This window comes from Pseudomonas sp. H26/SER47-MNA-CIBAN-0231 (assembly GCF_040310465.1).
GTDB classification, from domain to species: Bacteria; Pseudomonadota; Gammaproteobacteria; order Pseudomonadales; family Pseudomonadaceae; genus Aquipseudomonas; species Aquipseudomonas atacamensis.
Genome location: NZ_JBEOPW010000009.1, coordinates 171472 through 191102, shown reverse-complemented (window position 1 = coordinate 191102; position 19631 = coordinate 171472). Strand labels below are relative to the sequence as shown.

Sequence of the window (19631 nt, the reverse complement as noted above, 5' to 3'; positions counted from 1 at the left end):
CCAGTTCAGGCGCCATCCAGCGTGCGGCGGACCTTGTCGAGCAGTTCGCTGATCTGGAACGGTTTGACCAGCATGTCCATGCCGGTGCCGAGGAAGACCTGGCGGTTGAGCGCGGTTTCGGCGTAGCCGGTCATGAACAGGATCGGCAGCCCCTCGTGCCAGCCACGGGCAACATCCGCCAGTTCACGGCCGCTCATGCGCGGCAAGCCGACGTCGGTCAACAGCAGGTCGATCGACTGGTCGTTCTGCAAGCGCTCCAGCGCCGATTCGATATCCGCCGCTTGCGTGCAGCGATAGCCGGCGTCTTCCAGCACTTCGGTAACGAACAAGCGCACCGTGGCCATGTCCTCGACGATCAGCACATGCTCGCCACTGCCTTTGGCGTCAGGCACCGGCACAGGCGCGTCGGCCCCGGTCGGGTCGTTGGTGCCGGGCAGCATGATGGTCACTTCGGTGCCACGCCGGGCGACGCTGCGGATGTGCGCGTCACCGCCGGACTGACGGGCAAAGCCGTAAATCGTCGACAGACCAAGCCCGGTGCCCTGGCCCAGCGGCTTGGTAGTGAAGAACGGCTCGAACACCTTGTCGATCACGTTGTGTTCGATGCCGGTGCCGTCGTCGCGTACCGACAATGCCACGTACGCGCCATCGGCAAGATTCGGATCGCCGTGGGAATAAGCGGCGTAAGTATTGACCCAGATATTGCCGCCGGAGGGCAGGGCATCGCGGGCGTTGATCACCAGGTTGAGCACCGCGCTTTCCAGCTGCACCGGGTCGACCAGCGCAATCGCCGGTTTGTTGGTCAGTTCCAGCTTGAGGGTGATGCGCTCGCCGATGGTGCGCACCAGCAATTCTTCCAGCGAGCGGACATGCTCGTTGATGTCCACCGGCCGTGTATCGAGCGGCTGCTGACGGGCAAATGCCAGCAGACGATGGGTCAGCGAGGCCGCGCTCATCGCTGAATTCAGCGCTGCTTCGGTATAGAACTGCACCTTGTCCAGACGCTCATCGGCCACGCGTTTCTGGATCAGTTCCAGGCTGGTGATGATCCCGGTGAGCAGGTTGTTGAAGTCGTGGGCGATACCGCCGGTGAGCTTGCCCAGCGCATCCATTTTCTGCACTTGCAGCAATTGCGCTTCGGCGTGCACACGCTCGGCGACTTCCTTGGCCAGCTGCGTGGTGGTGTCATCCAGTCGCGCCAGATGCGAGCGCTCGCGGTGGCGGTGTTCGGTGACGTCCTCGACGAACACCAGGCTCAGCTCTGGCGTGCGATACGGCGAAATCTGCCATTGCGTCTCGCGAATCTCGCCCTGCACGCGCATGTTCAGCGTGCCTTTCCAGCGCTCGCCGTCGACCAGACGCAGACGCAGTTCATCGAGGATCGAGCATTGATCTTCGGCGAAGCATTCACGCAGCGCCTGCGGATCGCGGTTATCGACGATCAATTGGGCGAACGCGTGATTGCACTCATGCACTTTCAGATTGGCATCGAGCACGGCGATCGGCGCCGAGACGTTGGCGAAAATCTCGCGGAAACGCGCCTCACTTTCGCGCAGGGCATTTTCCGTGTCGCGCACCCGCAGCAGGGTACGCAGCGTCGCCAAGAGCACATCGGGGTCGACCGGGTGAATCAGATAGGCATCGGCGCCCGCGTTGAGGCCGGTGATGATGTCGCCGGTCTGGATCGACGCCGCTGACACATGAATTACCGGCAGCAGCGCGGTGCCCGGGTCGGCGCGCAACAAGCGGACGATGTCGAAACCGCTCATGTCCGGCAGGTTGACGTCGAGGATCAACGCATCGAGGGCTTCGCTCTCGATCAGGGCCAGGCCGTCGCTGCCGGTGCCGGCTTCGAGCACTGTGTAGCCGTGGCGCTCCAGGCGCCGACGCAGTGCGTAGCGGGTGGCGACGTTGTCATCGACGATCAACAGGCGGATGTCACGATTCATCGACGTTCTCCAGAGCGATTGCCAGCGGGATGATGACAAAGAACGTCGAGCCCACGCCCGGCGTACTGTCTACCCCGACTTCACCGCCGAGCAGGGCGGCAAAACGCTTGCATAGTGACAGACCCAGACCGGTGCCGCGCAGACGTTTCTGCAGTGGTGAATCGACCTGTGAAAAATCTTCGAACAGCGTGTCATGCAGTTCGGCCGCGATGCCGATGCCGGTGTCGCTGACGGCAAAGCGCACTTTGTCCTCACCTTGCAGTCGCGCCGACACGCGCACTTCGCCACGGGTGGTGAATTTCAGTGAGTTGGAAATGAAGTTGCGCAGGATCTGCCCGAGCTTCTTGTCATCGGTATACAGGCGCGGCAGGCCCAGCGGCTCTTCGAAGATCAGATCCACCGCCGAGGCGTCGACGATTGGCCGGAACATCCCGCGCAGGGCCGAAAACAGGTCGAACATGTCGAACCAGGCCGGCGAGATGCTGATGCGCCCGGCTTCGATCTTCGCCAGATCGAGCAGGTCATCAACCATGTCGCTGAGCTCGCGGGCAGCGGTGCTGACGAAGGCCACCTGCTTGTGCTGTTCAGGGCTGAGCGGACCGTCAAGTTCGTCAGCGAGCAGACTGTTGATGCTCAGGATCGAGCCCAGCGGCGTGCGGAATTCATGGCTCATGTATGACAGGAAACGGCTCTTGAGATCCGATGCCTGACGCAGTTCTTCAGCCTGAGTGTCGAGCTCGGCGTACAGCGCCAGCACGCCCTGGTTGGTTTCATCGAGCTCTTCGCGCAGGGCAGTGGTTTCGCGCTGCAACTGAGCGATGAGCGCCGCCTGTTCAGCAGGGCTCAGGGTTGTCGATTCAGCCATGGGCGGCCTCCAGAGCAACGACCAGTACCGTCACGTCATCGCGACCACGACAGAAGTCGCGATGCAGGACGCTGGCTATCACGGACGGATGGCGATGCACCAGGCCGGGGTAGTCTGCAAGATTCCAACGGGACTGTAAGCCGTCGCTGTACATGATCAATAAATGTCCGTTCACGTGAGCATAGTCAAAGGGTTTGGCTTTACGGTACTGGCCGCCAACGATGCCGGGGTGCGAGGCCAGGCCACGGGATTTGCCAGCCTCGAGCAGACTGGCGCCAATGTTACCGACACCGGCGAACGTCAGGCCATCGCGCTGGCTGTCGAACTGCGCGAAAGCGACGGCGCCGCCGCGGGTGCCGAGCATTTCCTGATGCAGGTCTTCCATCAATACCACTGGATCGGCAAACGGTGCCCGGGCGAATGCCTGCGCCCCGGCCAGGCCGGCACGTTCGGCGTCCTCGCCATGGCCGAGGCCATCGACCACCAGCGCGCTGATCCGCGAACCTTCATACGCCAGATGCCAGACATCACCGCAGGCCGGATCGGCATGCAGCGAATGCTGGCTGACGCCGAAGCGGATATCCGCTTGACGATCGCTGCGCGGAAAAATCCGCGCCAGCAACACCGCGCCACGGTGGTCGGCGTAGACATCGAAGACATTGGTCTGCCGCGATACGGCGCCGAGGCCGATGCCTTGTGTGCCGCCAGTGGAAAAGCCATCCGCCAGACAGGCATCCAGATCAAAGCCTTGCGCCCGATCCACGGTCTGCATTTCGATGCCGAAGCCGTTATCCGGCCGAGCCAGCGCACGCAGATGAAACTCGCCGCGCTGGGCATGCTTGAGCACGTTGCTTGCCAGTTCCGTCGCGACCAGTGCCACGCGGCCGGCATCGTTTTCGTCGAAGCCATGCTGCTCGGCGAGTTTCTGCGCGGTGCGCCGGGCGTGGCCGATCTGGCTGCTGTCCTCGATCGGCAGAACCTGGGTCAACGACCCGGTGATATTCATGTCCATCGTGTGATCGTAATGCGCGTGCCTTTGCCGGGCTCAGTGTCGAGTTCGAATTCGTTGACCAGACGTTTGGCGCCGGTCAGGCCGAGGCCTAGTCCGCTGCCGGAAGTCCAGCCGTCGGTCATCGCCAGTTTGATATCGGGAATGCCCGGGCCTTCGTCGCGGAACGTGATGCGCAAACCGACCCGGCCGTTTTCCTCGAGGATCTGCCAATCCATGTCGCCGCCGCCGCCATAGACCATGGTGTTACGCGCCAGCTCACTGACAGCGGTCACCAGTTTGGTCAGGTCGATCAGGCGCATGCCACATTCGGTGGCGAGTTTGCGCGTGGTCTGGCGGGCCAGTACCACGTCCTGTTCGATCAGGATGGGTTGAGTACCACTGCTGCGCACGGTCATTGCAGGCGTACTCGATCCTGCAGCAGTTTCATTCCGCGTTCGACGTTGAGGGCGGTGCTGACGCCCGGCAAAGTCATGCCCAACTCAACGAGCGTGATCGCCACCGCCGGCTGCATGCCGACCAGCACGGTTTCGGCGTCCATGATTTTCGACAACCCCGAGATGGTGCCGATCATGCGCCCGATGAACGAGTCGACCATGTCCAGCGCCGAGATGTCGATCAGCACGCCACGGGCCGAGGTCCGGCTGATGCGCTCGGACAGATCGTCCTGCAGGGTCATGGCGAGTTGGTCGTGCATGTCGACCTGAATGGTCACCAGCAGCAAATCGCCCATTTGAAGAATCGGAATACGTTCCATCGGCTCAGACCGCTTTGCCGAGGCTGATGCCCAGGCGAGTCAGGGCCAGTTTCAAGGCGTCGGCCAGGTTGGCCTTGGTCACAACGCCTTGCAGATCCAGACCCAGGTGAACGATGGTTTGGGCGATCTGCGGACGCACGCCGCTGATGATGCAGTCAGCGCCCATCAGGCGAATGGCGGTCACGGTTTTCAGCAGGTGCTGGGCAACCAGGGTGTCGACGGTCGGCACGCCGGTGATGTCGATGATGGCGATCTCGGAACCGGTGTCGACGATGCGTTGCAGCAGCGATTCCATGACTACCTGGGTGCGTTGCGAATCGAGTGTGCCGATCATTGGCAGGGCGAGAACGCCGTCCCACAGCTTGACCACCGGAGTCGACAGTTCCAGCAACTCTTCCTGCTGACGCTTGATCACCGCTTCGCGGGATTTCTGGAAGGTGCCGATGGTGTGCATGCCGACCGTGTCGAGCAGTTCGGAAACTTCCAGCAGTTGCTCGGCGAGCAGTGCCGGCTGGTCCTGATAATGGTTTTGCAGCAGGGCGAACAGCGGACCTTTCAAGGCGAAGATGAAGTTGGCGGTTTGCTGGGAATCCTGGCCGAGCAGGGCGCGGCTCTGCGACAGCTTTTCAAGGAACTGACGGGTGTCTTCCCAGCCTGCGGCGGCAATCTTGCTGCCGTTGCCGTTTTCCAGACCGGCCAGCAGCAGGGAGAGCAAGTCGCGGGTTTGCTGAGCGAGGTCATGTTCCTTGAGGTTGCGCGTGGCGCCGCTGGCTTCGAGGCGTTTGGTCCATTCGCTCAGCAGTTGAGCCTGGTTGTTCCTGATTGCTTCAACTGTGCTGTTCTGCAGTGCTGCCATGTGCGTGTCGCTCCGTTACGTAATGGTGCCGGCTCAGCGAAATGACCGGCGCGAATTGACTGACATTTGCCGCTTGAAATAGTTGTTCATCCAGCGGCGAATTTTTCTGCCTGCCGCGTCGAAGGCCCCGGTAACTCTAGTCGGCGTGGCAACAGGCAGCGATCTTTTGAACGAATCTGCGGCGTCAGGCTTCGAATCTGCATGCCCGACGTTTTCCAGTCGTGCTGGAAGAAGGAGGCAGGACTATGAATGAGGTGGATATGAACGAGCAAGCGCCGCAACAGCAAAATCAGTCCTCAGAGTCAATTAACCGCAACGACCCGGCCATCGACCCGCAAACGCCGGGGCAAAACACCCCCGCGCCGGCTGAAGAAGGACAGGCGGACAGCGCGGCTGCCGAGGTTGATCAGAAGCAGCATCACAATGACAACAGCAACGACTTCAGCCCCGGTTTCAAGCCTGACCCTGACCGTCCTGAACCGGGCGAGAGCACCGACGCCGATATCGACACCGATGGCGGTTGATCGCTGAAACGCAAAAAGGCCGCATCGAAGGATGCGGCCTTTTTATTGCCGGCCGGTTACTTGCTCGGATGTTTGGCTTGCAGCTCTTTGGCGTGGGCCAGGTGTTTTTCCAGCGCTGGCAGCATCTTCTGCGCGAACGCTTTCAGTTCAGTGGCGCCTTTGGCCTTGTCATCGGTCACGGTGTTTGCCTGCTTCTTGAACAGCTCGATGGTTTCTTCGTGAGCCTTGACCTGGTTGTTGGCGTAGGCCGCATCGAAGGATTCATCGCGCATGTCGAGAATCTTTTCCTTGGCCTGTTTGACCAGGGTGGTGGTGTCCGGGACTTCGATGTCGTTGGCCTTGGCAATTGCTGCCAGCTCATCGTTGGCCTTGCTGTGATCGGTGATCATCTGATTGGCAAAGGCTTTGATGTCAGCTGACTGGCTTTTTTCCAGAGCCAGGCGGCTGGTTTCGATTTCAGCGATGCCACCGGCGGCGGCGTTATCGACAAAGTCATTGTCGGTCGCGGCAAAGGCGCTGCCCATGCCGGCAGACAGTGCAACAGCCAGAGCGAGATGACGCAGGTTGAATCCGTCCATTGGGTATCTCCACGCAGGTTTTTGTGAGCGTTACCCAATGGAGCGAATGCATAAGCCAAAGGTTTTATCGCATTTACGACAGGGCGACGAACGGCAACCGCTGGTCTGACAGGGTGTCGACAGAAGCCATTGCGCAAGGCCATGCTGATAACGAGTCAGCGCATCGGTCGCGCTGGTTGTCGATCAATTTGATGGAGGTGTTTCATGCCGGTTTCACATGATCTGTATCAGGACCTGGGCTGCAAAAAGGAAGAGATCGAGCAAAAACGCTCCGAGGATGCGAAGCTGGATTCGCTGCTCAACAAGTATTTCGAGGTGGATGCTGAAGTGGTCGAGGCCGAGAACGCCCAGTCAGACGCCCCCAGTGACGACGAATTGAAGAAGCTCAAAGAGAAGCGCGTGATCGTCAAGGAGCAGATCGTCGCCCGGTTGGCCGGGCAGCCGCTGACCGGTCAGTAATTACCTGACCCGTGGTCGCCATCCAAAGGGAACGGCGACCACCCACGGCACCTCCAATGTGCAGAGTCTGCAAACCATCGACTCGTTGCGAGGTGCCTCATGAACGATCCGAAATTCCCCAGTGAAGAGCAGGGCGGCTTCGACCCGATTCCGACCCGCCCTGAACCCAACAGCCCGGCGCATACCACGGCGCATCCGGAAAAAACCGTGAAAGAACTGCCGGAGGATGAAGATCCGGAGAAGTTCGACCGTTCCGGCAACTGACAGACCGCCTTCACAAGCAGGCTCGCTCCCACATTTGGAATTCGTTTCCCCTGTGGGAGCGAGCCTGCTCGCGAAGGCGCAAGTCCATTCCCCCGCAAATCCCGCAGGCTTACTTCAGCGCCGCATCCAACCCCATCCGCCCCATATGCCTCGCCTTCAACGAGCCGAAATACAACCACTGCCCATATTCGCGCACCGTGGTAATCGGCGAATAATTGCCTTCGCTCGCGTCCTGCAGATTGGCTATCACCTTGCCGTCCAGATCCAGTCCCAGCACAAACCCACGCTTTTCGACAGGCTTGGGCAAAACCGTCAACGCCCGCACGATCATCTTGCGTACGAACGGGTGCTGCGCGGTGCCGTCGAGTAACGCGTTGCGCGGCGCGTACAACGCTACCCAAAAGCGATTGCTGCCATTGAACGAGAGGTTGTCCGGAAGCCCTGGCAAGTTGTCGATGAACACATCATGGGTACCGGCCTTCGGCCCGCTCAGCCAGTAGCGGCTGATGCGATAAGCGCCGGTTTCATTGACCAGCACATAGGCCTCGTCCGGACCAAGAGTGACGCCATTGGCAAACTGCAACTTGTCGAGCAACACGCTGGTCTTGCCGGTTTGAAAGTCGTAGCGCAGCAAACGGCCGTCGGCGCCGTGCTCGATGATCGCCTCACCGTCATGGCCATAGCCCCAGCGGCTCGAGGCATCGCTGAAGTAAGCGTAGTGGCCTGACTTGTCGACCGCCACATCATCGGTAAATCCAAATGGCACGCCGTTGGCCTCGGTGGTCAAGGGGATTACGCGGCCCTGTGCATCCAGCGACAGCAAGCCTTTGACCGCATCGGCAATCACCAGCATGCCGTTCGGATGACGGGCCAGGCCCAAGGGACGGCCACCGGTGTCGGCGAGGACCTTGCGCTGCGTGCCGTCGAGGCTGCTGCGGATCAGCCGGCCGTCATGCAATCCGGTAATGAGGAATTCGTCTTCCAGCAGCAGCGCCTCAGGCCCTTCGATGTCGCTCGGCCCGACCTTCGCCACAGCTTTGAGGCGCTGATTGTCCGCGTAGATCCCGTCTTTCAACGAGGGCGCCGGTGGCGGTGTCCAGGCCACTGGTACGACTTTGGTTGGCAGCAACAACAAGAAGGCGATGACGAGAGTGATCAGCAGGCACAGCACATAACGTAATTTCACGCGCTGGCCCTCGCCGCGCCGATGTACTGCGCGGTCGTGTCGCGCAGGGCAAGCATGGACGCGGCAGACTCGCGCTCGATGCGCCGCTTGAGCAACAGACGATTGGCCAGACGCATGAGCAAACCGTCAAAGCGATATTCCAGCGTACGCACGAATCGCGTGCCGCCAGCCTCCGCCGAGCATTCGTAAGTCAAACGCAGGGACAGGCCCTGATCACTTTGCGCGCGTGCGCACCAGCGCCGGCCCGGCAGATATTCAGTGACTTCCCAGCGCAAGTGACCGGCACGTCCGCCGGCATGGATGTCCTCTTCGAAACGCGCACCGGCATGCAGTGGACCGTGCGGACCGTCAATCTTCAATGAGGAGGGATGCCAGTCCGGCCAGTGACTGACGCTGGCGGCATAAGCCAGCACAGCGACCGGCTCGCCGGCGATATCGATCTGGTGCTGCATGCGCGTCATGGGCATTTGCGAATCACTCAAAGGGGCGGGTTCCGGCTCGATGTACAGCGTGCCGAACAGGTAGTCCATCAAGGGCAGAACGATGTTGAAATTACGCTCCTGCATGCGCTCGCGGCGGTGATGCAGTTCGTGCAGACGGCGCATCTGGCGGATCCACGGCAAACGAGTCAACGGATTCTGCGGCGGCAGATGTTCGCAGGCATGGAACACCTCATAGAGCAGATAACCGAGCACCATGCACCCGGCGAAAAGCCCGGCGACATTGGCGTTGACCTGCGCGAGCAACCACCACAGGGGCAGCGTGATCAGCAGCGTATGAATGACGATCAGCCAGGCTGGAAACAGAATCACTCGCCAGTCCCGCGCGCTGTCGTAAGTCATGTGCCCGGGGGTGAAGAAGCTGTGATGATCGCCGGCATGCCGTGCATAGAACATCTTTGCGAAGGCTTTTTTGTGATGGCCCAAATGGCGATGGACCATGTACACGCCGAAGTTGAATAACAACAGGCTCAGCGGCACGGTCAGCCATTCCAGCCATCTCACTGAATGCACCGTGCGCCAGAACGCAGCGACGGCGAAAATGCCGAACAGCAACACGAACGCGCCATGCAACCACGGGTTGTACAACGGATGAATGGCCGCCCGGTAGCGGCTGCGGAATGCCTCGGTGGTCTGCCTCAATGCGTTTCACCTGCGGGTATTGTTGTTATACCCGGCAGATTAGCCGATCCGCTGACTTGTGCAGGGCGAACCTTGCGGCCTTAAGCGCCATGCTCTGGACTGAAGCTGTCCGTCAGCTCAACGGATTCCAGCGCTGTGACCAGTCGTCATCGGTGCGGATCACTTCGCGCAACAGATCGAAGGCCTGTTGCAGCACGGCCGAGTCGCGATCACGGGAATACACCAGATAGGTCGGATAGCCGAATTCCGGCGCTTTGGTGACGGCTTCCAGGGCGCCGGTCTCCAGGTAAGTGCGCACAACGCGAGTGCGGAAATAGCCGCTGCCGCCATGTTCGAGGATGTATTGCAGGGCCAGCGGGCCAAGGTTGAAGCTCAGCGCGGCTTTGGCTTTTTCCGGCAGGGCGGCGTCGTGCTGACGGCGGAAATCCGGACCCCAATCGATGTAGACGTAAGGCTCCGGACGCTCGGGCGCGCGTACCAGAATCAGTTTTTCCTCCAGCACTTGCTCGACCTGCAGACCCGGCCAGTATTCCGGCTGATAAACCAGCGCGGCATCGAGCACACCGAGTTCGAGCTGACGCAGCAGATTTTCGCCATCGCGAATTTCCATGCGCAGTGCGTGGCCGGGGATTTTCTCGCGCAGTTCCGCCGCCCAACTGAGCATCAACGGGTTGCACAGGCTGACCTCGCCACCGATATGCAGAACGTTGTGATAACCCTCGGGCAGCGGCAAGTCGCGGCGCGCGGCTTCCCAGGTCTGCACCAGTTGATTGGCGTAGATCACAAACGCTTCGCCATTGGCCGTCAACTTCGCCCCGGCGCGATTGCGCACGAACAGCGTACTGCCCAACTGGCTTTCGAGTTTCTGCACCCGCGCGGTGATGGCGGTCTGCGTGACGAACAGCTTCTGCGCAGCGGCGGCGAGACTGCCGTGACGGACGATTTCGAGGAAAGTGCGAGCGAGGTCGATGTCCATGGGGCAGGGCCGGTGTCTGGAGGTGGAGCGCATTGTAAGTCAAAAGGCTCTCTCCCCAACCTGAAAGCAACAACGGATTGAACCGCTGAAAATTGCGTTTGAGTCCTACGGAAACAGGAGCGTTTTGATCAGATGAGGGGATATTTCTGACGACTTTTTCAGGTTGGTCGTCGGACGCCGGATCTATAGGATCAGTCCTGACATTGAAGTCATCGAGCGCACAGATCGCTCTGGACCCGGACAAAGGATGGACTATGCGAATCCCACTGATTGAAAGCCATACGCCTGCTTATTCGCCTCGCCATTATTGGCGCGACGATCGCGCCAGGTGTCCCTCGGAGGACGTTGCCATGCCGAGCACCAAAGTGCCCCGGCTCACGGGCTTGAAGAAGCTCGAGGGCAAACCTCTGGAGTTGCTGTTGCGTGGGCAGGATACCGGCGACGATCCGATGCTCATCCTGCGCTGCACAAGCGAAGGATTTGAGCTGCTTGATGTGGTGAACATGATCGCAACCTCCGAGCTGTACCAACAGGGAGAGATGGTCAAACGTATCACCGGCAAATCTGTGAGAACCGTGCGACGCCTGCTCAAGGAAGGCGCGTTTGTGCGCCTGGACACGCCGCAGAGCATCATTGCCTACCAATATGCGGCAGCGCTGGAACTGGCCATCGAGGTGTTCGGGCGACAGGCCAAGGCCGAATCATGGCTGGAGCAACGCGCCACTTACTTCTACGGTTATGTGCCGCTCGATCTGGTTGGAAATGCGCTGGGCTTCAGGATGGTGGAGGAGTATCTGAACCAGATCAAATACGGGGTTTATCAATGAATCCCTTGCCCTGGGATGATCGCTGGTACGCGTGGCGGCTGGATCGCGAGGTGTACAGCGAGACCTGGGACAGCGGCCTCGGATCGAAACGGGACGGCGGCCGCTGGAATACGCCCGGCCGCAGAGTCGTTTATGCGTCGGTCGACCCCTCCACGGCGATACTGGAGGTGGCCGCCCATGGCAGCTTCGATGCGCTTGATCAGGAGCCCTATGTATTGACCTGTTTTGAAATCACCCACGACGCCAGCGTCAGAATCGTGCAACCGGAAGATGTGCCCAATCCGCATTGGCTCACCCCGATCAAAACCTCACCCAACCAGCGAAAGTTTGCCGATGCACTGTTGGCCGAACATCCATTTGTTCTGGTGCCTTCGGTGGCCACCCGACACTCGTGGAATTTGCTGGTGAGTTGCGATCTGGCGGAGGGTCAGTTCAGGATGGTTTCGCAAGAGCGGTTTGGGCTGGATACGCGGTTGTTGCAGGAGGGTTGATCGGATTTGTGTGGGCCTGCGAATCCGACATGACAATTTCCAGGTTCCGGGAGCGATCAAGGGCCGATGAGTCGCTGCCAGCTACATTCGCGGCGGCTCGCATTCTACGTCTGGATTGAGGCTTTCAACCAATATAAAGATCCGGTACATTTCGCGCCCACGCTTACTACAAGGAAGTTAAAGATGGCAAAGCCTGCCGCTCGACTCAGCGATCTTAATGCATGCCCGATCACAGGCCATGGCACCAATCCCAGTAACAGCGGTTCCGGTGATGTAAACATCAATGGAATGCCAGTTTTGCGTGTCGGAGACACCACCGCGTGCGGAGATACTGTCACCGAAGGCATCAGCAATATTTTGATCAATGGCAAGCCTATTGCTTTCTTGGGCAGTGCAACGGCCCACGGAGGCATGATAATCACGGGCTCTGGCGACGTTTTTGTCGGCACCCAGGTCGGTTCCGCACCTTTCTCCCCGATTATCACTGTTCCTAAACACAGCGAGCGCTTCCAACTGGTTGATGAGGCCACTGGCGAAGCTATTCCCGACATGCTCTATTGCATCGAAACGGGTGACGGGCAGCGTCTCGTCGGCCATACCGATAGTCATGGTAACGCCGCGCGAGTGTTTACGGCCAACCCGACTTCGATAGTTGTGCAGTGGGGTAAGGAAGCCGCCGCCCATCTCGACGCGCTCGGCCTAGATTACTAAGGGAGGTGGCAGGTGGCAGCCCCCAAAAAGAATCAAGCTCGAACAAGCGATCAACATACAACGACCCAAGTGAAAGGTACGCTGGCACAGGATTACGTAACGGTTGTGGGTGCGTCTTACATGTCCCTTTATGAAAAGGTTCGTGGCCAGAAGGGCAACAAGATGCGCTTTATCAATCAGGGTATCCGCCAACTCACAAAGTATCCAATCGGCACTCCAAACTTCACAATCCAGCGTGTATTTCTGATTTTCAAAAATGACTATCCGGAGAACTTGCTGGCGGCTTTGAAGGACGTTGTCGAAAATCAGCACGGAGCACAGTACCGGGAGATGGACTCGATATCCGGTCTTGTGGATTTCATCGCAGCTCGGCAACGCCGCGGGCGCGAGATCAAACAGCTCGACTTTTTTTCTCATGGTGTGGTGGGCAGTATCGAGTTGGGCTACGAGCTGGATAAAAACGATAGCTACCGTCTGCGTGATGCACAAGCGAGTATGTTCAAGCCCGAAGCGTTTGCCTATGGTGCGAAAATTCACTCCTACGCTTGTCGCACAGGTTTGGGTATCGATGCCGACTTCAAGGTCAATGAAACAGAAGATCCTCATTACGAGCGCAGCCTAGCGCAGATTCTTGCTAATGCTACCCGGACCACCGTGTGGGCATTTCCAAGACGCAGCAACTACGACACGACTTATGGTACTGCCGCGGAACGGGGATCTGTGCCGGGAATTCGTGAAAGAGAAGCAGCTGATGGGCGAGCGATGCGGAATTATTTGAGTCGAAAAACCGCTTATGAACGAAAGCTGATCGAACATCGCAAGACCCTCAAAGACCCAACGGCGCAATTACCTGATGAACAGGCGCCGCAGGCGCCGACGCCAACAGTCTCTGAAGAAGAGCGCAATTTGCTGGCGCACGATGACAGCCGAGCATTGTATGAACGAAAGATTGGATTTCCGCTGGATGCCTTAGGCGCACATCGTGACGTTCGATCAGGTGATACACCGGACGGCGTACCCAAACACCTGCTTGCCTATAAACCGCTATGACGCTCCTGAAGTTTATAGGCAAACGTCACGTCTTATGTGTCTTGTTGATTGCTGTCAGCTTTGCAGGACTATTTATTTACGCCAAGGAAGCCCAGATGCCAGCCAAAGTAATGATGTATTACGGCCCGTGGAGTCCGGAAGAAAACCGTTTCGACGCCAGCCGGTGGTTCAGTTCAGGTATGTATCGCCCGCGTCTCATGGGTACTCCGCCTGAAGAGAGCCCAGTGACCATGCTGCGCAATAGGCCTGAAAGTTTGCGACATATTGAGAATGATGTTCTCTTGACAGAAGCGTTATTCGCTGTAGGGCGGCAGTTTCCGAAGTTGGACACCGAAGACCTCATTCTGAATACGCCGGACCTGCACCGCCAGATACGGTATGCCTATAGTTCATTTGCCGAGCCTGACAGGCCGGTGGATTCCTATTGGCTTTTCATCACGTTTGCAAACAAGACCGTGGTCGTTACGATCGATTGGGACGTGACAGAAAAGAAACTCCTGCCCCGCTCGATGGCTTCGAATCTGATCGAAAAAAGTGATGAAGAGGCGGCATACCTCCAGGTAAAAAAAGAGCTTGATGGGACGGCTTCAGCCAAGCGTTAACTCACGTTGCCATGTCTTCAATGGTTGAAACGACAAATCCCGCCAATAAGCGGGATTTGTGTTTTACCAAGAAGCTTCTTACGAAGGGAACAGCTCGGACAGTTTCATCGACAGCATCATGTCGCCTTCAACGCGCAGCTTGCCGCCCATGAAGGCCTGCATGCCGTCGGTTTCGCCGCTGACGATGTCTTTCAGGGTCTGGCTGTCCAGCACCAGCGTGCAGTTGGCGTCCGGGTTTTCACCTTCCTGGATGTCGCAGGTGCCGTCTTTGACGATCAGCGCGTATTGCTTGTCTTCGTCGGTGATGTTGAAACCGAAGACCAGGTCCAGACCGGCAGCGGCGGCTGGGTTGAACTTGGCTTGCATTGCTTTTACGGCATCAGCTACGGAGGTCATGGTTCGATCCTTTCTTGGTCATGGGAGCTGGGTGGTTACAGCCAGGGTCACAGTAAGCCGGACTCAGCGAAAAGTGATGAGTTCCGGGGCCTTCAGCAGTTGCAGGTGTGCGTGACTGTTGAAGGAAGCCAGAGCCACCTCGCGACCACGAAACTTCAATTGGTTGAGCGAGGTGTTGACGATTTGCCAGTTCAATTCAAAGGCCTGTCTGGCAGGCATTTGCGTAATCAGATGGAGCAGGGCAGTGATGGTGCCGCCGGAGGTGAACACGGCGATTTTCTGGTTCTTTTCCGCCAGGTCGAGGATGCGGTGCAGCCCGGCCTGAACCCGTTCGACGAAACCCAGCCAGCTTTCCAGTCCGGGCGTGTCGTAGGTGCCGGCAAGCCAGCGCTCGACGATCAAGGCGAAGATGCGCTGGAATTCACCGCGGTTCTGCGCGGCGTTGCGCAGTATGTCGAGGGCTTCCGGCTCTTCCGGCAGCATGGCCGGGAGCAGAGCGCGGATCACCGCATCGGCATCGAATTCGTTGAAGGCGGAATCGGTTTCGAGGACTGGAACCGGCAGGCCTCTGGCGCTGAATTGCTCCAGTGCACTGGTGGCGGTGTGCTGTTGGCGACGCAGGTCACCGGCAAGGCAACGATCAAAGCTGATACCGAGGTCGGCGAGGTGCTGGCCGAGGATTTCTGCCTGACGCACACCGGTCGGCGACAGCACGTCGTAATCGTCTGCACCAAAGGAGGCCTGGCCATGTCGTATCAAGTAGATGCTGCCCACGTCCGCGTCGTCCCGGTACGTTGAAGGTCAGGCGAGGTTATGAGGATGGCGTAAGGCTGTCAATGAAAAAACATACGCTTGTTTGAAATGCCCGTTACAGGCGTGTTGCCAGAGGTTTCACGGCTGGCCGATGAGCCAGCGCATGGGTATGCTGGAGCCATTCCGCGTGTAATACACCGTCACGCATTGCTTTGAGGAGTCTCTGTGGATTTTTTCACCGAATACGCCAGCTTCCTGGCCAAGACCGTCACGCTGGTGATCGCCATTCTCGTGGTGCTGGCCAGTTTCGCTGCGTTGCGCAGCAAGGGCCGGCGCAAATCGGCGGGCCAGTTGCAGGTCAGCAAGCTCAACGATTTCTACAAGGGGCTTCGTGAACGCCTGGAGCAGACCCTGCTAGACAAGGATCAGCTCAAGGCATTGCGCAAGGGCGAAGCGAAAACGGAAAAAAGCGCGAAGAAACAGAAGAACAAGCCTGAGACCAAATCCCGGGTGTTCGTGCTCGACTTCGACGGCGATATCAAGGCTTCCGCCACGGAAAGCCTGCGCCACGAGATCACCGCGCTGCTGACCCTGGCCACGCCGAAAGACGAAGTGGTTCTGCGTCTGGAAAGTGGCGGCGGCATGGTGCACAGCTACGGTCTGGCATCGTCGCAGCTGGCTCGAATCCGTGATGCGGGCGTGCCACTGACCGTGTGCATCGACAAGGTCGCGGCCAGCGGCGGCTACATGATGGCGTGTATCGGCGATAAGATCATCAGCGCTCCGTTTGCCATTCTCGGTTCGATCGGCGTAGTCGCGCAATTGCCCAACGTCAATCGCCTTTTGAAGAAGCATGACATCGACTTTGAAGTGCTGACCGCCGGTGAGTACAAGCGCACTCTGACCGTGTTTGGCGAAAACACCGAGAAGGGCCGCGAGAAGTTTCAGGAAGACCTCGACATCACCCATCGCTTGTTCAAAAACTTCGTCGCCCGTTATCGCCCGCAACTGGCGATCGATGAGGTGGCTACCGGTGAGGTGTGGCTCGGTATCGCTGCGCTGGAAAACCAACTGGTGGACGAACTGAAGACCAGCGATGAATACCTGGCACAGAAGGCCAAACAGGCCGAGGTCTATCACCTGCACTATGCCGAGCGCAAAAGCCTGCAGGAACGCATCGGCATGGCTGCCAGTGGCTCGGTGGACCGCGTGCTTTTGAGCTGGTGGAGCCGTCTTACCCAGCAACGCTTCTGGTAAACCGCAGGCATAAAAAAACGCCGGTCACATGACCGGCGTTTTTGTGTCTGCAACAACGTCCGACGCTTAGCGGCGACGGAACAGCGGCAGTGGTTCGTCAGCGGCAGCCTGGTAAGTCACCGAGAAGTCCTTGAGGCCTTCCAGTGCTTCGTACGGGTCTTTGTCCGCGCGAATGGCAAAGGCGTCGAAACCGCAGCGATGCATGTAGAACAATTGGTCCCGCAATACATCGCCAATCGCACGCAGCTCGCCTTTGAAACCATAACGGTCACGCAGCAGGCGGGCATTGGAGTAGTTACGGCCGTCGGTAAACGCCGGGAAGTTCAAGGCGATCACCTGAAACTTGGCGACGTCCTCACCGATTTCCTCGGCCTCTTCATCAGCATCCAGCCACACACCCAGGCCACCATCGCGGGCCAGGAGCATGCGGCTGTGCTCGCGCCACAACTGCAGAGGAACGATCAGATCGTCGCAGTTGCTGATTTCATCGATGTTGAAATCCTTCGGCAACAGGTGCCAGGTTTCGTCGACGACTTCGTTGTTCTTAATGATTCGCTGCATAGACGCGTTCCTTGAAGAGGTCGATGCCAATACGCTGATAGGTGTCGATAAAGCGCTCGTCTTCGGTGCGTTGTTCAACGTACACGTCGATCAGCTTGGAGATCACGTCAGGCATGGCTTCCTGTGCGAAGGACGGGCCGAGGATCTTGCCCAGGCTCGCATCACGGCTGGCGCTGCCGCCGAGGGAGACCTGATAGAACTCTTCGCCTTTCTTGTCCACGCCGAGAATGCCGATGTGGCCAACGTGGTGGTGACCACAGGCGTTCATGCAACCGGAGATGTTCAGGTCCAGCTCGCCGATGTCGAACAGGTAGTCCAGATCATCGAAGCGACGCTGGATCGATTCGGCAATCGGGATCGACTTGGCGTTGGCCAGCGAGCAGAAGTCACCGCCTGGGCAGCAGATGATGTCGGTCAGCAGGCCGATGTTCGGCGTGGCGAAACCGCCTTCACGCAACTCGCCCCACAGGGTGAACAACTGGCTCTGCTCGACATCGGCAAGAATGATGTTCTGCTCGTGGGAGGTGCGCAGTTGACCGAAACTGTAGCGCTCGGCCAGATCGGCGACGGCGTCGAGTTGCTTGTCGGTGATGTCGCCAGGGGCAACGCCGGTCGGCTTCAACGACAGCGTCACAGCCACATAGCCCGGCTTCTTGTGCGCCAGGGTATTGCGGCTGCGCCAGCGGGCGAAACCGGGATGCTCTTGGTCCAGATCGGCCAGTTGCGTAGTCTGGTTGTCGAGGGTTTTGTAGTCCGGGTCGACGAAATGCTTGGCGACGCGATGCAGTTCGGCTTCGGTCAGCGTGGTCTGGCCACCGCGCAGGTGCTCCATTTCCGCATCGACTTTCTGCGCGAACACTTCAGGCGTGAGCGCCTTGACGAGGATCTTGATCCGCGCCTTGTATTTGTTGTCGCGACGGCCGTAGCGGTTGTACACACGCAGGATGGCGTCGAGATAGCTCAGCAGGTCTTGCCAAGGCAGGAATTCATTGATGAATGCGCCCACCACCGGAGTACGCCCGAGGCCGCCGCCAACCAGCACGCGGAAACCCAGCTCGCCAGCAGCGTTGTAGACAGGTTCCAGGCCGATGTCGTGGACTTCAATGGCAGCGCGGTCACTGGTCGAGCCGTTGACGGCGATCTTGAATTTGCGCGGCAGGTAGGCGAATTCCGGGTGGAACGTGGTCCACTGGCGGACGATCTCGCACCATGGGCGCGGGTCGATCACTTCGTCGGCAGCGACACCGGCGAACTGGTCGGTGGTGACGTTGCGCAGGCAGTTGCCGCTGGTCTGGATCGCATGCATCTGCACGGTCGCGAGTTCAGCGAGGATGTCCGGGATGTCTTCCACCGCAGGCCAGTTGAACTGCACGTTCTGCCGCGTACTGATGTGGGCGTAGCCCTTGTCGTAGTCGCGGGCGATTTTGGCCATCATGCGCACCTGGCGCGAAGTCAGCTGGCCGTAAGGCACGGCCACGCGCAGCATCGGCGCGAAACGCTGGATGTACAGGCCATTTTGCAGGCGCAGGGGGCGGAATTCTTCTTCGCTCAGCTCACCTGCCAGATAGCGTCGGGTCTGATCACGGAACTGCTTGACGCGGTCCTCGATGATCCGCTGATCGTACTCGTCGTATACGTACATATAAGTCCTGTTCTCAGGCTTGGGCTACTCGGAAAACGCTGCGTTTTCGCTTGCTGGAGTCCGATGTTGCCTCTGCAATTCTGCGCGCACGGCCGCGCACTCCGTCACGGAGCCGGGGCAATATACCCGTTTGCAGTTATGCGCAAAAGTGATGTTTGAGTATATGTAAAGAACCAAATCGCCTAACGCGAATGCCGGTCATCTAATCCACATTTGTCGTGCGGACAATCATCGTCTTAACTGTGATCGAGTCTTTGTGCAATCACCGATAAAACCGACAAGAGGCGATGCAATGAGCAACCCGACCAAAGCCAGGAAAAGCGACAGTAGCGTCGATGCGTGGGCCATTTTGTTCCTGATCATTCTCGTTGTAGGAACAGCGGTCTTCTGGGTCAGCCATCAATAGATCAGCGTTCCGGGCCTTTCTTTCAGGGCCCGGATAGCTTGAGTCGGTGCCCGCTTGGCGCCATCACACCCCGGCCAGATACAACACCAGTTTGACGATGGCAAACAGCGTCAGGCCAAACACGGCTGTAAACAAAACGCCGAGAATCACGAAGTGGCTGGGTTTGCCGTGGGTAAAGTCCCTTTCCCGGTTCTTGCCGCTTTGCACGCCGAACGCCGCTGCCATGACGCTGTGCAGCATCTGCCAGAAACTCGGCGGTTTGTTGTCGACTGGATCGTCCATAAATCCCTCTGCGAAAAATCGTCCCCCGAAGCATAGTCAATCGCTGTGGTCACGGATGCCGCGTTACAACTTTTGCGCAAGGGATATA

Annotated in this window: 24 protein-coding genes; 9 read left to right on the top strand and 15 right to left on the bottom strand. The window is 58.8% G+C overall.

Translation table 11 applies throughout. From position 1 onward, the window contains the following. Positions 1–5 precede the first annotated feature (5 nt). From AAEZ10_RS16190 to AAEZ10_RS16165, 6 genes are read right to left on the bottom strand one after another with little or no spacing between them, the layout of a single operon-like run. A complete protein-coding gene (locus AAEZ10_RS16190) occupies positions 6–1949 on the bottom strand; it encodes a PAS domain-containing hybrid sensor histidine kinase/response regulator (RefSeq protein ID WP_350570049.1) in 1944 nt (647 codons plus the stop codon). Then, positions 1939–2814 (bottom strand): sensor histidine kinase, encoded by an 876-nt coding sequence (locus AAEZ10_RS16185; protein ID WP_350570047.1) that lies wholly within the window; start codon positions 2812–2814, stop codon positions 1939–1941. Before AAEZ10_RS16185 ends, AAEZ10_RS16190 begins: the two co-directional genes overlap by 11 nt. After that, on the bottom strand, positions 2807–3820 hold the full coding sequence (locus AAEZ10_RS16180) for an ATP-binding protein (protein WP_350570045.1): 1014 nt from the start codon (positions 3818–3820) through the stop codon (positions 2807–2809). The genes AAEZ10_RS16185 and AAEZ10_RS16180 overlap by 8 nt, the downstream gene beginning before the upstream one ends. Then, positions 3817–4221, bottom strand: coding sequence for an anti-sigma regulatory factor (locus tag AAEZ10_RS16175; protein ID WP_016774465.1), 405 nt, complete (start codon positions 4219–4221; stop codon positions 3817–3819). The genes AAEZ10_RS16180 and AAEZ10_RS16175 overlap by 4 nt, the downstream gene beginning before the upstream one ends. Continuing rightward, the gene (locus AAEZ10_RS16170; RefSeq protein WP_016774466.1) at positions 4218–4580 is read right to left on the bottom strand and encodes an STAS domain-containing protein; all 363 of its coding nucleotides are present in this window, start codon (positions 4578–4580) and stop codon (positions 4218–4220) included. The genes AAEZ10_RS16175 and AAEZ10_RS16170 overlap by 4 nt, the downstream gene beginning before the upstream one ends. A 4-nt stretch (positions 4581–4584) precedes the next feature. Then, positions 4585–5436, bottom strand: a complete 852-nt coding sequence (locus AAEZ10_RS16165) for an STAS domain-containing protein (protein WP_016774467.1) — start codon at positions 5434–5436, stop codon at positions 4585–4587. A gap of 260 nt (positions 5437–5696) precedes the next feature. Here AAEZ10_RS16165 and AAEZ10_RS16160 point away from each other — a divergent pair, with 260 nt between their 5' ends. Continuing rightward, entirely contained in the window at positions 5697–5960 is a 264-nt protein-coding gene (locus AAEZ10_RS16160) for a hypothetical protein (protein WP_041478793.1), read from the top strand. Positions 5961–6016: 56 nt separating this feature from the next. Here AAEZ10_RS16160 and AAEZ10_RS16155 read toward each other — a convergent pair whose 3' ends face one another. Then, positions 6017–6538, bottom strand: coding sequence for a DUF4142 domain-containing protein (locus tag AAEZ10_RS16155; protein WP_016774469.1), 522 nt, complete (start codon positions 6536–6538; stop codon positions 6017–6019). A 204-nt stretch (positions 6539–6742) separates the two neighbouring features. On the opposite strand from AAEZ10_RS16155, the gene AAEZ10_RS16150 reads away from it, so the two are divergent. Beyond that, positions 6743–6997 (top strand): DUF465 domain-containing protein, encoded by a 255-nt coding sequence (locus AAEZ10_RS16150; protein WP_016774470.1) that lies wholly within the window; start codon positions 6743–6745, stop codon positions 6995–6997. A 99-nt stretch (positions 6998–7096) separates the two neighbouring features. Then, the gene (locus AAEZ10_RS16145) at positions 7097–7261 is read left to right on the top strand and encodes a hypothetical protein (RefSeq protein ID WP_016774471.1); all 165 of its coding nucleotides are present in this window, start codon (positions 7097–7099) and stop codon (positions 7259–7261) included. A gap of 109 nt (positions 7262–7370) precedes the next feature. On the opposite strand, the gene AAEZ10_RS16140 is transcribed toward AAEZ10_RS16145, so the two are convergent. The 3 genes from AAEZ10_RS16140 to AAEZ10_RS16130 all read right to left on the bottom strand — a co-directional run bounded on the left by AAEZ10_RS16140 (position 7371) and on the right by AAEZ10_RS16130 (position 10565). Beyond that, positions 7371–8447: an SMP-30/gluconolactonase/LRE family protein gene (locus tag AAEZ10_RS16140; RefSeq protein ID WP_350570041.1), complete on the bottom strand. Its 1077-nt coding sequence runs from the start codon at positions 8445–8447 to the stop codon at positions 7371–7373. Next, a complete protein-coding gene (locus AAEZ10_RS16135; protein WP_350570039.1) occupies positions 8444–9589 on the bottom strand; it encodes a sterol desaturase/SRPBCC family protein in 1146 nt (381 codons plus the stop codon). Before AAEZ10_RS16135 ends, AAEZ10_RS16140 begins: the two co-directional genes overlap by 4 nt. Before the next feature lie 112 nt (positions 9590–9701). Then, positions 9702–10565, bottom strand: a complete 864-nt coding sequence (locus AAEZ10_RS16130; protein ID WP_024012724.1) for a LysR family transcriptional regulator — start codon at positions 10563–10565, stop codon at positions 9702–9704. 254 nt (positions 10566–10819) lie between these two features. Between AAEZ10_RS16130 and AAEZ10_RS16125 the strand changes: the two genes are divergently transcribed. The 5 genes from AAEZ10_RS16125 to AAEZ10_RS16105 all read left to right on the top strand — a co-directional run bounded on the left by AAEZ10_RS16125 (position 10820) and on the right by AAEZ10_RS16105 (position 14246). Next, the gene (locus AAEZ10_RS16125) at positions 10820–11392 is read left to right on the top strand and encodes an antitoxin Xre/MbcA/ParS toxin-binding domain-containing protein (protein WP_490809811.1); all 573 of its coding nucleotides are present in this window, start codon (positions 10820–10822) and stop codon (positions 11390–11392) included. Continuing rightward, positions 11389–11883, top strand: a complete 495-nt coding sequence (locus tag AAEZ10_RS16120) for an RES family NAD+ phosphorylase (protein WP_016774476.1) — start codon at positions 11389–11391, stop codon at positions 11881–11883. Before AAEZ10_RS16125 ends, AAEZ10_RS16120 begins: the two co-directional genes overlap by 4 nt. Positions 11884–12066: 183 nt before the next feature. Continuing rightward, on the top strand, positions 12067–12594 hold the full coding sequence (locus AAEZ10_RS16115) for a PAAR domain-containing protein (protein WP_041478692.1): 528 nt from the start codon (positions 12067–12069) through the stop codon (positions 12592–12594). 12 nt (positions 12595–12606) lie between these two features. Beyond that, entirely contained in the window at positions 12607–13644 is a 1038-nt protein-coding gene (locus AAEZ10_RS16110) for a hypothetical protein (protein ID WP_130929837.1), read from the top strand. A gap of 95 nt (positions 13645–13739) precedes the next feature. After that, on the top strand, positions 13740–14246 hold the full coding sequence (locus AAEZ10_RS16105; RefSeq protein WP_130929838.1) for a hypothetical protein: 507 nt from the start codon (positions 13740–13742) through the stop codon (positions 14244–14246). Between the two features lie 78 nt (positions 14247–14324). On the opposite strand, the gene AAEZ10_RS16100 is transcribed toward AAEZ10_RS16105, so the two are convergent. After that, on the bottom strand, positions 14325–14642 hold the full coding sequence (locus AAEZ10_RS16100) for an SCP2 sterol-binding domain-containing protein (RefSeq protein WP_016774477.1): 318 nt from the start codon (positions 14640–14642) through the stop codon (positions 14325–14327). A gap of 63 nt (positions 14643–14705) precedes the next feature. Continuing rightward, positions 14706–15416 carry a histidine phosphatase family protein gene (locus AAEZ10_RS16095; protein ID WP_016774478.1) on the bottom strand — a complete coding sequence of 237 codons (711 nt, stop codon included), beginning with the start codon at positions 15414–15416 and terminating at the stop codon, positions 14706–14708. A gap of 204 nt (positions 15417–15620) precedes the next feature. On the opposite strand from AAEZ10_RS16095, the gene sohB reads away from it, so the two are divergent. Beyond that, positions 15621–16652: a protease SohB gene (gene sohB, locus AAEZ10_RS16090; protein ID WP_016774479.1), complete on the top strand. Its 1032-nt coding sequence runs from the start codon at positions 15621–15623 to the stop codon at positions 16650–16652. 66 nt (positions 16653–16718) lie between these two features. Here sohB and AAEZ10_RS16085 read toward each other — a convergent pair whose 3' ends face one another. The 3 genes from AAEZ10_RS16085 to AAEZ10_RS16075 form a co-directional block, all read right to left on the bottom strand. Next, a complete protein-coding gene (locus AAEZ10_RS16085; protein WP_016774480.1) occupies positions 16719–17213 on the bottom strand; it encodes a DUF934 domain-containing protein in 495 nt (164 codons plus the stop codon). After that, positions 17197–18855: a ferredoxin-like domain-containing protein gene (locus tag AAEZ10_RS16080; protein ID WP_122601782.1), complete on the bottom strand. Its 1659-nt coding sequence runs from the start codon at positions 18853–18855 to the stop codon at positions 17197–17199. The genes AAEZ10_RS16085 and AAEZ10_RS16080 overlap by 17 nt, the downstream gene beginning before the upstream one ends. Positions 18856–19324: 469 nt before the next feature. Beyond that, entirely contained in the window at positions 19325–19543 is a 219-nt protein-coding gene (locus AAEZ10_RS16075; RefSeq protein ID WP_016774481.1) for a DUF2970 domain-containing protein, read from the bottom strand. Positions 19544–19631 lie beyond the last annotated feature (88 nt).

What these genes read in the sequence shown, in the direction of transcription:
- AAEZ10_RS16190 (WP_350570049.1), bottom strand. Translation starts at nt 1,949, where the DNA reads ATGAATCGTGACATCCGCCTGTTGATCGTCGATGACAACGTCGCCACC.
- AAEZ10_RS16185 (WP_350570047.1), bottom strand. Translation starts at nt 2,814, where the DNA reads ATGGCTGAATCGACAACCCTGAGCCCTGCTGAACAGGCGGCGCTCATC.
- AAEZ10_RS16180 (WP_350570045.1), bottom strand. Translation starts at nt 3,820, where the DNA reads ATGAATATCACCGGGTCGTTGACCCAGGTTCTGCCGATCGAGGACAGC.
- AAEZ10_RS16175 (WP_016774465.1), bottom strand. Translation starts at nt 4,221, where the DNA reads ATGACCGTGCGCAGCAGTGGTACTCAACCCATCCTGATCGAACAGGAC.
- AAEZ10_RS16170 (WP_016774466.1), bottom strand. Translation starts at nt 4,580, where the DNA reads ATGGAACGTATTCCGATTCTTCAAATGGGCGATTTGCTGCTGGTGACC.
- AAEZ10_RS16165 (WP_016774467.1), bottom strand. Translation starts at nt 5,436, where the DNA reads ATGGCAGCACTGCAGAACAGCACAGTTGAAGCAATCAGGAACAACCAG.
- AAEZ10_RS16160 (WP_041478793.1), top strand. Translation starts at nt 5,697, where the DNA reads ATGAACGAGCAAGCGCCGCAACAGCAAAATCAGTCCTCAGAGTCAATT.
- AAEZ10_RS16155 (WP_016774469.1), bottom strand. Translation starts at nt 6,538, where the DNA reads ATGGACGGATTCAACCTGCGTCATCTCGCTCTGGCTGTTGCACTGTCT.
- AAEZ10_RS16150 (WP_016774470.1), top strand. Translation starts at nt 6,743, where the DNA reads ATGCCGGTTTCACATGATCTGTATCAGGACCTGGGCTGCAAAAAGGAA.
- AAEZ10_RS16145 (WP_016774471.1), top strand. Translation starts at nt 7,097, where the DNA reads ATGAACGATCCGAAATTCCCCAGTGAAGAGCAGGGCGGCTTCGACCCG.
- AAEZ10_RS16130 (WP_024012724.1), bottom strand. Translation starts at nt 10,565, where the DNA reads ATGGACATCGACCTCGCTCGCACTTTCCTCGAAATCGTCCGTCACGGC.
- AAEZ10_RS16125 (WP_490809811.1), top strand. Translation starts at nt 10,820, where the DNA reads ATGCGAATCCCACTGATTGAAAGCCATACGCCTGCTTATTCGCCTCGC.
- AAEZ10_RS16120 (WP_016774476.1), top strand. Translation starts at nt 11,389, where the DNA reads ATGAATCCCTTGCCCTGGGATGATCGCTGGTACGCGTGGCGGCTGGAT.
- AAEZ10_RS16115 (WP_041478692.1), top strand. Translation starts at nt 12,067, where the DNA reads ATGGCAAAGCCTGCCGCTCGACTCAGCGATCTTAATGCATGCCCGATC.
- AAEZ10_RS16105 (WP_130929838.1), top strand. Translation starts at nt 13,740, where the DNA reads ATGCCAGCCAAAGTAATGATGTATTACGGCCCGTGGAGTCCGGAAGAA.
- AAEZ10_RS16100 (WP_016774477.1), bottom strand. Translation starts at nt 14,642, where the DNA reads ATGACCTCCGTAGCTGATGCCGTAAAAGCAATGCAAGCCAAGTTCAAC.
- AAEZ10_RS16085 (WP_016774480.1), bottom strand. Translation starts at nt 17,213, where the DNA reads ATGCAGCGAATCATTAAGAACAACGAAGTCGTCGACGAAACCTGGCAC.
- AAEZ10_RS16080 (WP_122601782.1), bottom strand. Translation starts at nt 18,855, where the DNA reads ATGTACGTATACGACGAGTACGATCAGCGGATCATCGAGGACCGCGTC.
- AAEZ10_RS16075 (WP_016774481.1), bottom strand. Translation starts at nt 19,543, where the DNA reads ATGGACGATCCAGTCGACAACAAACCGCCGAGTTTCTGGCAGATGCTG.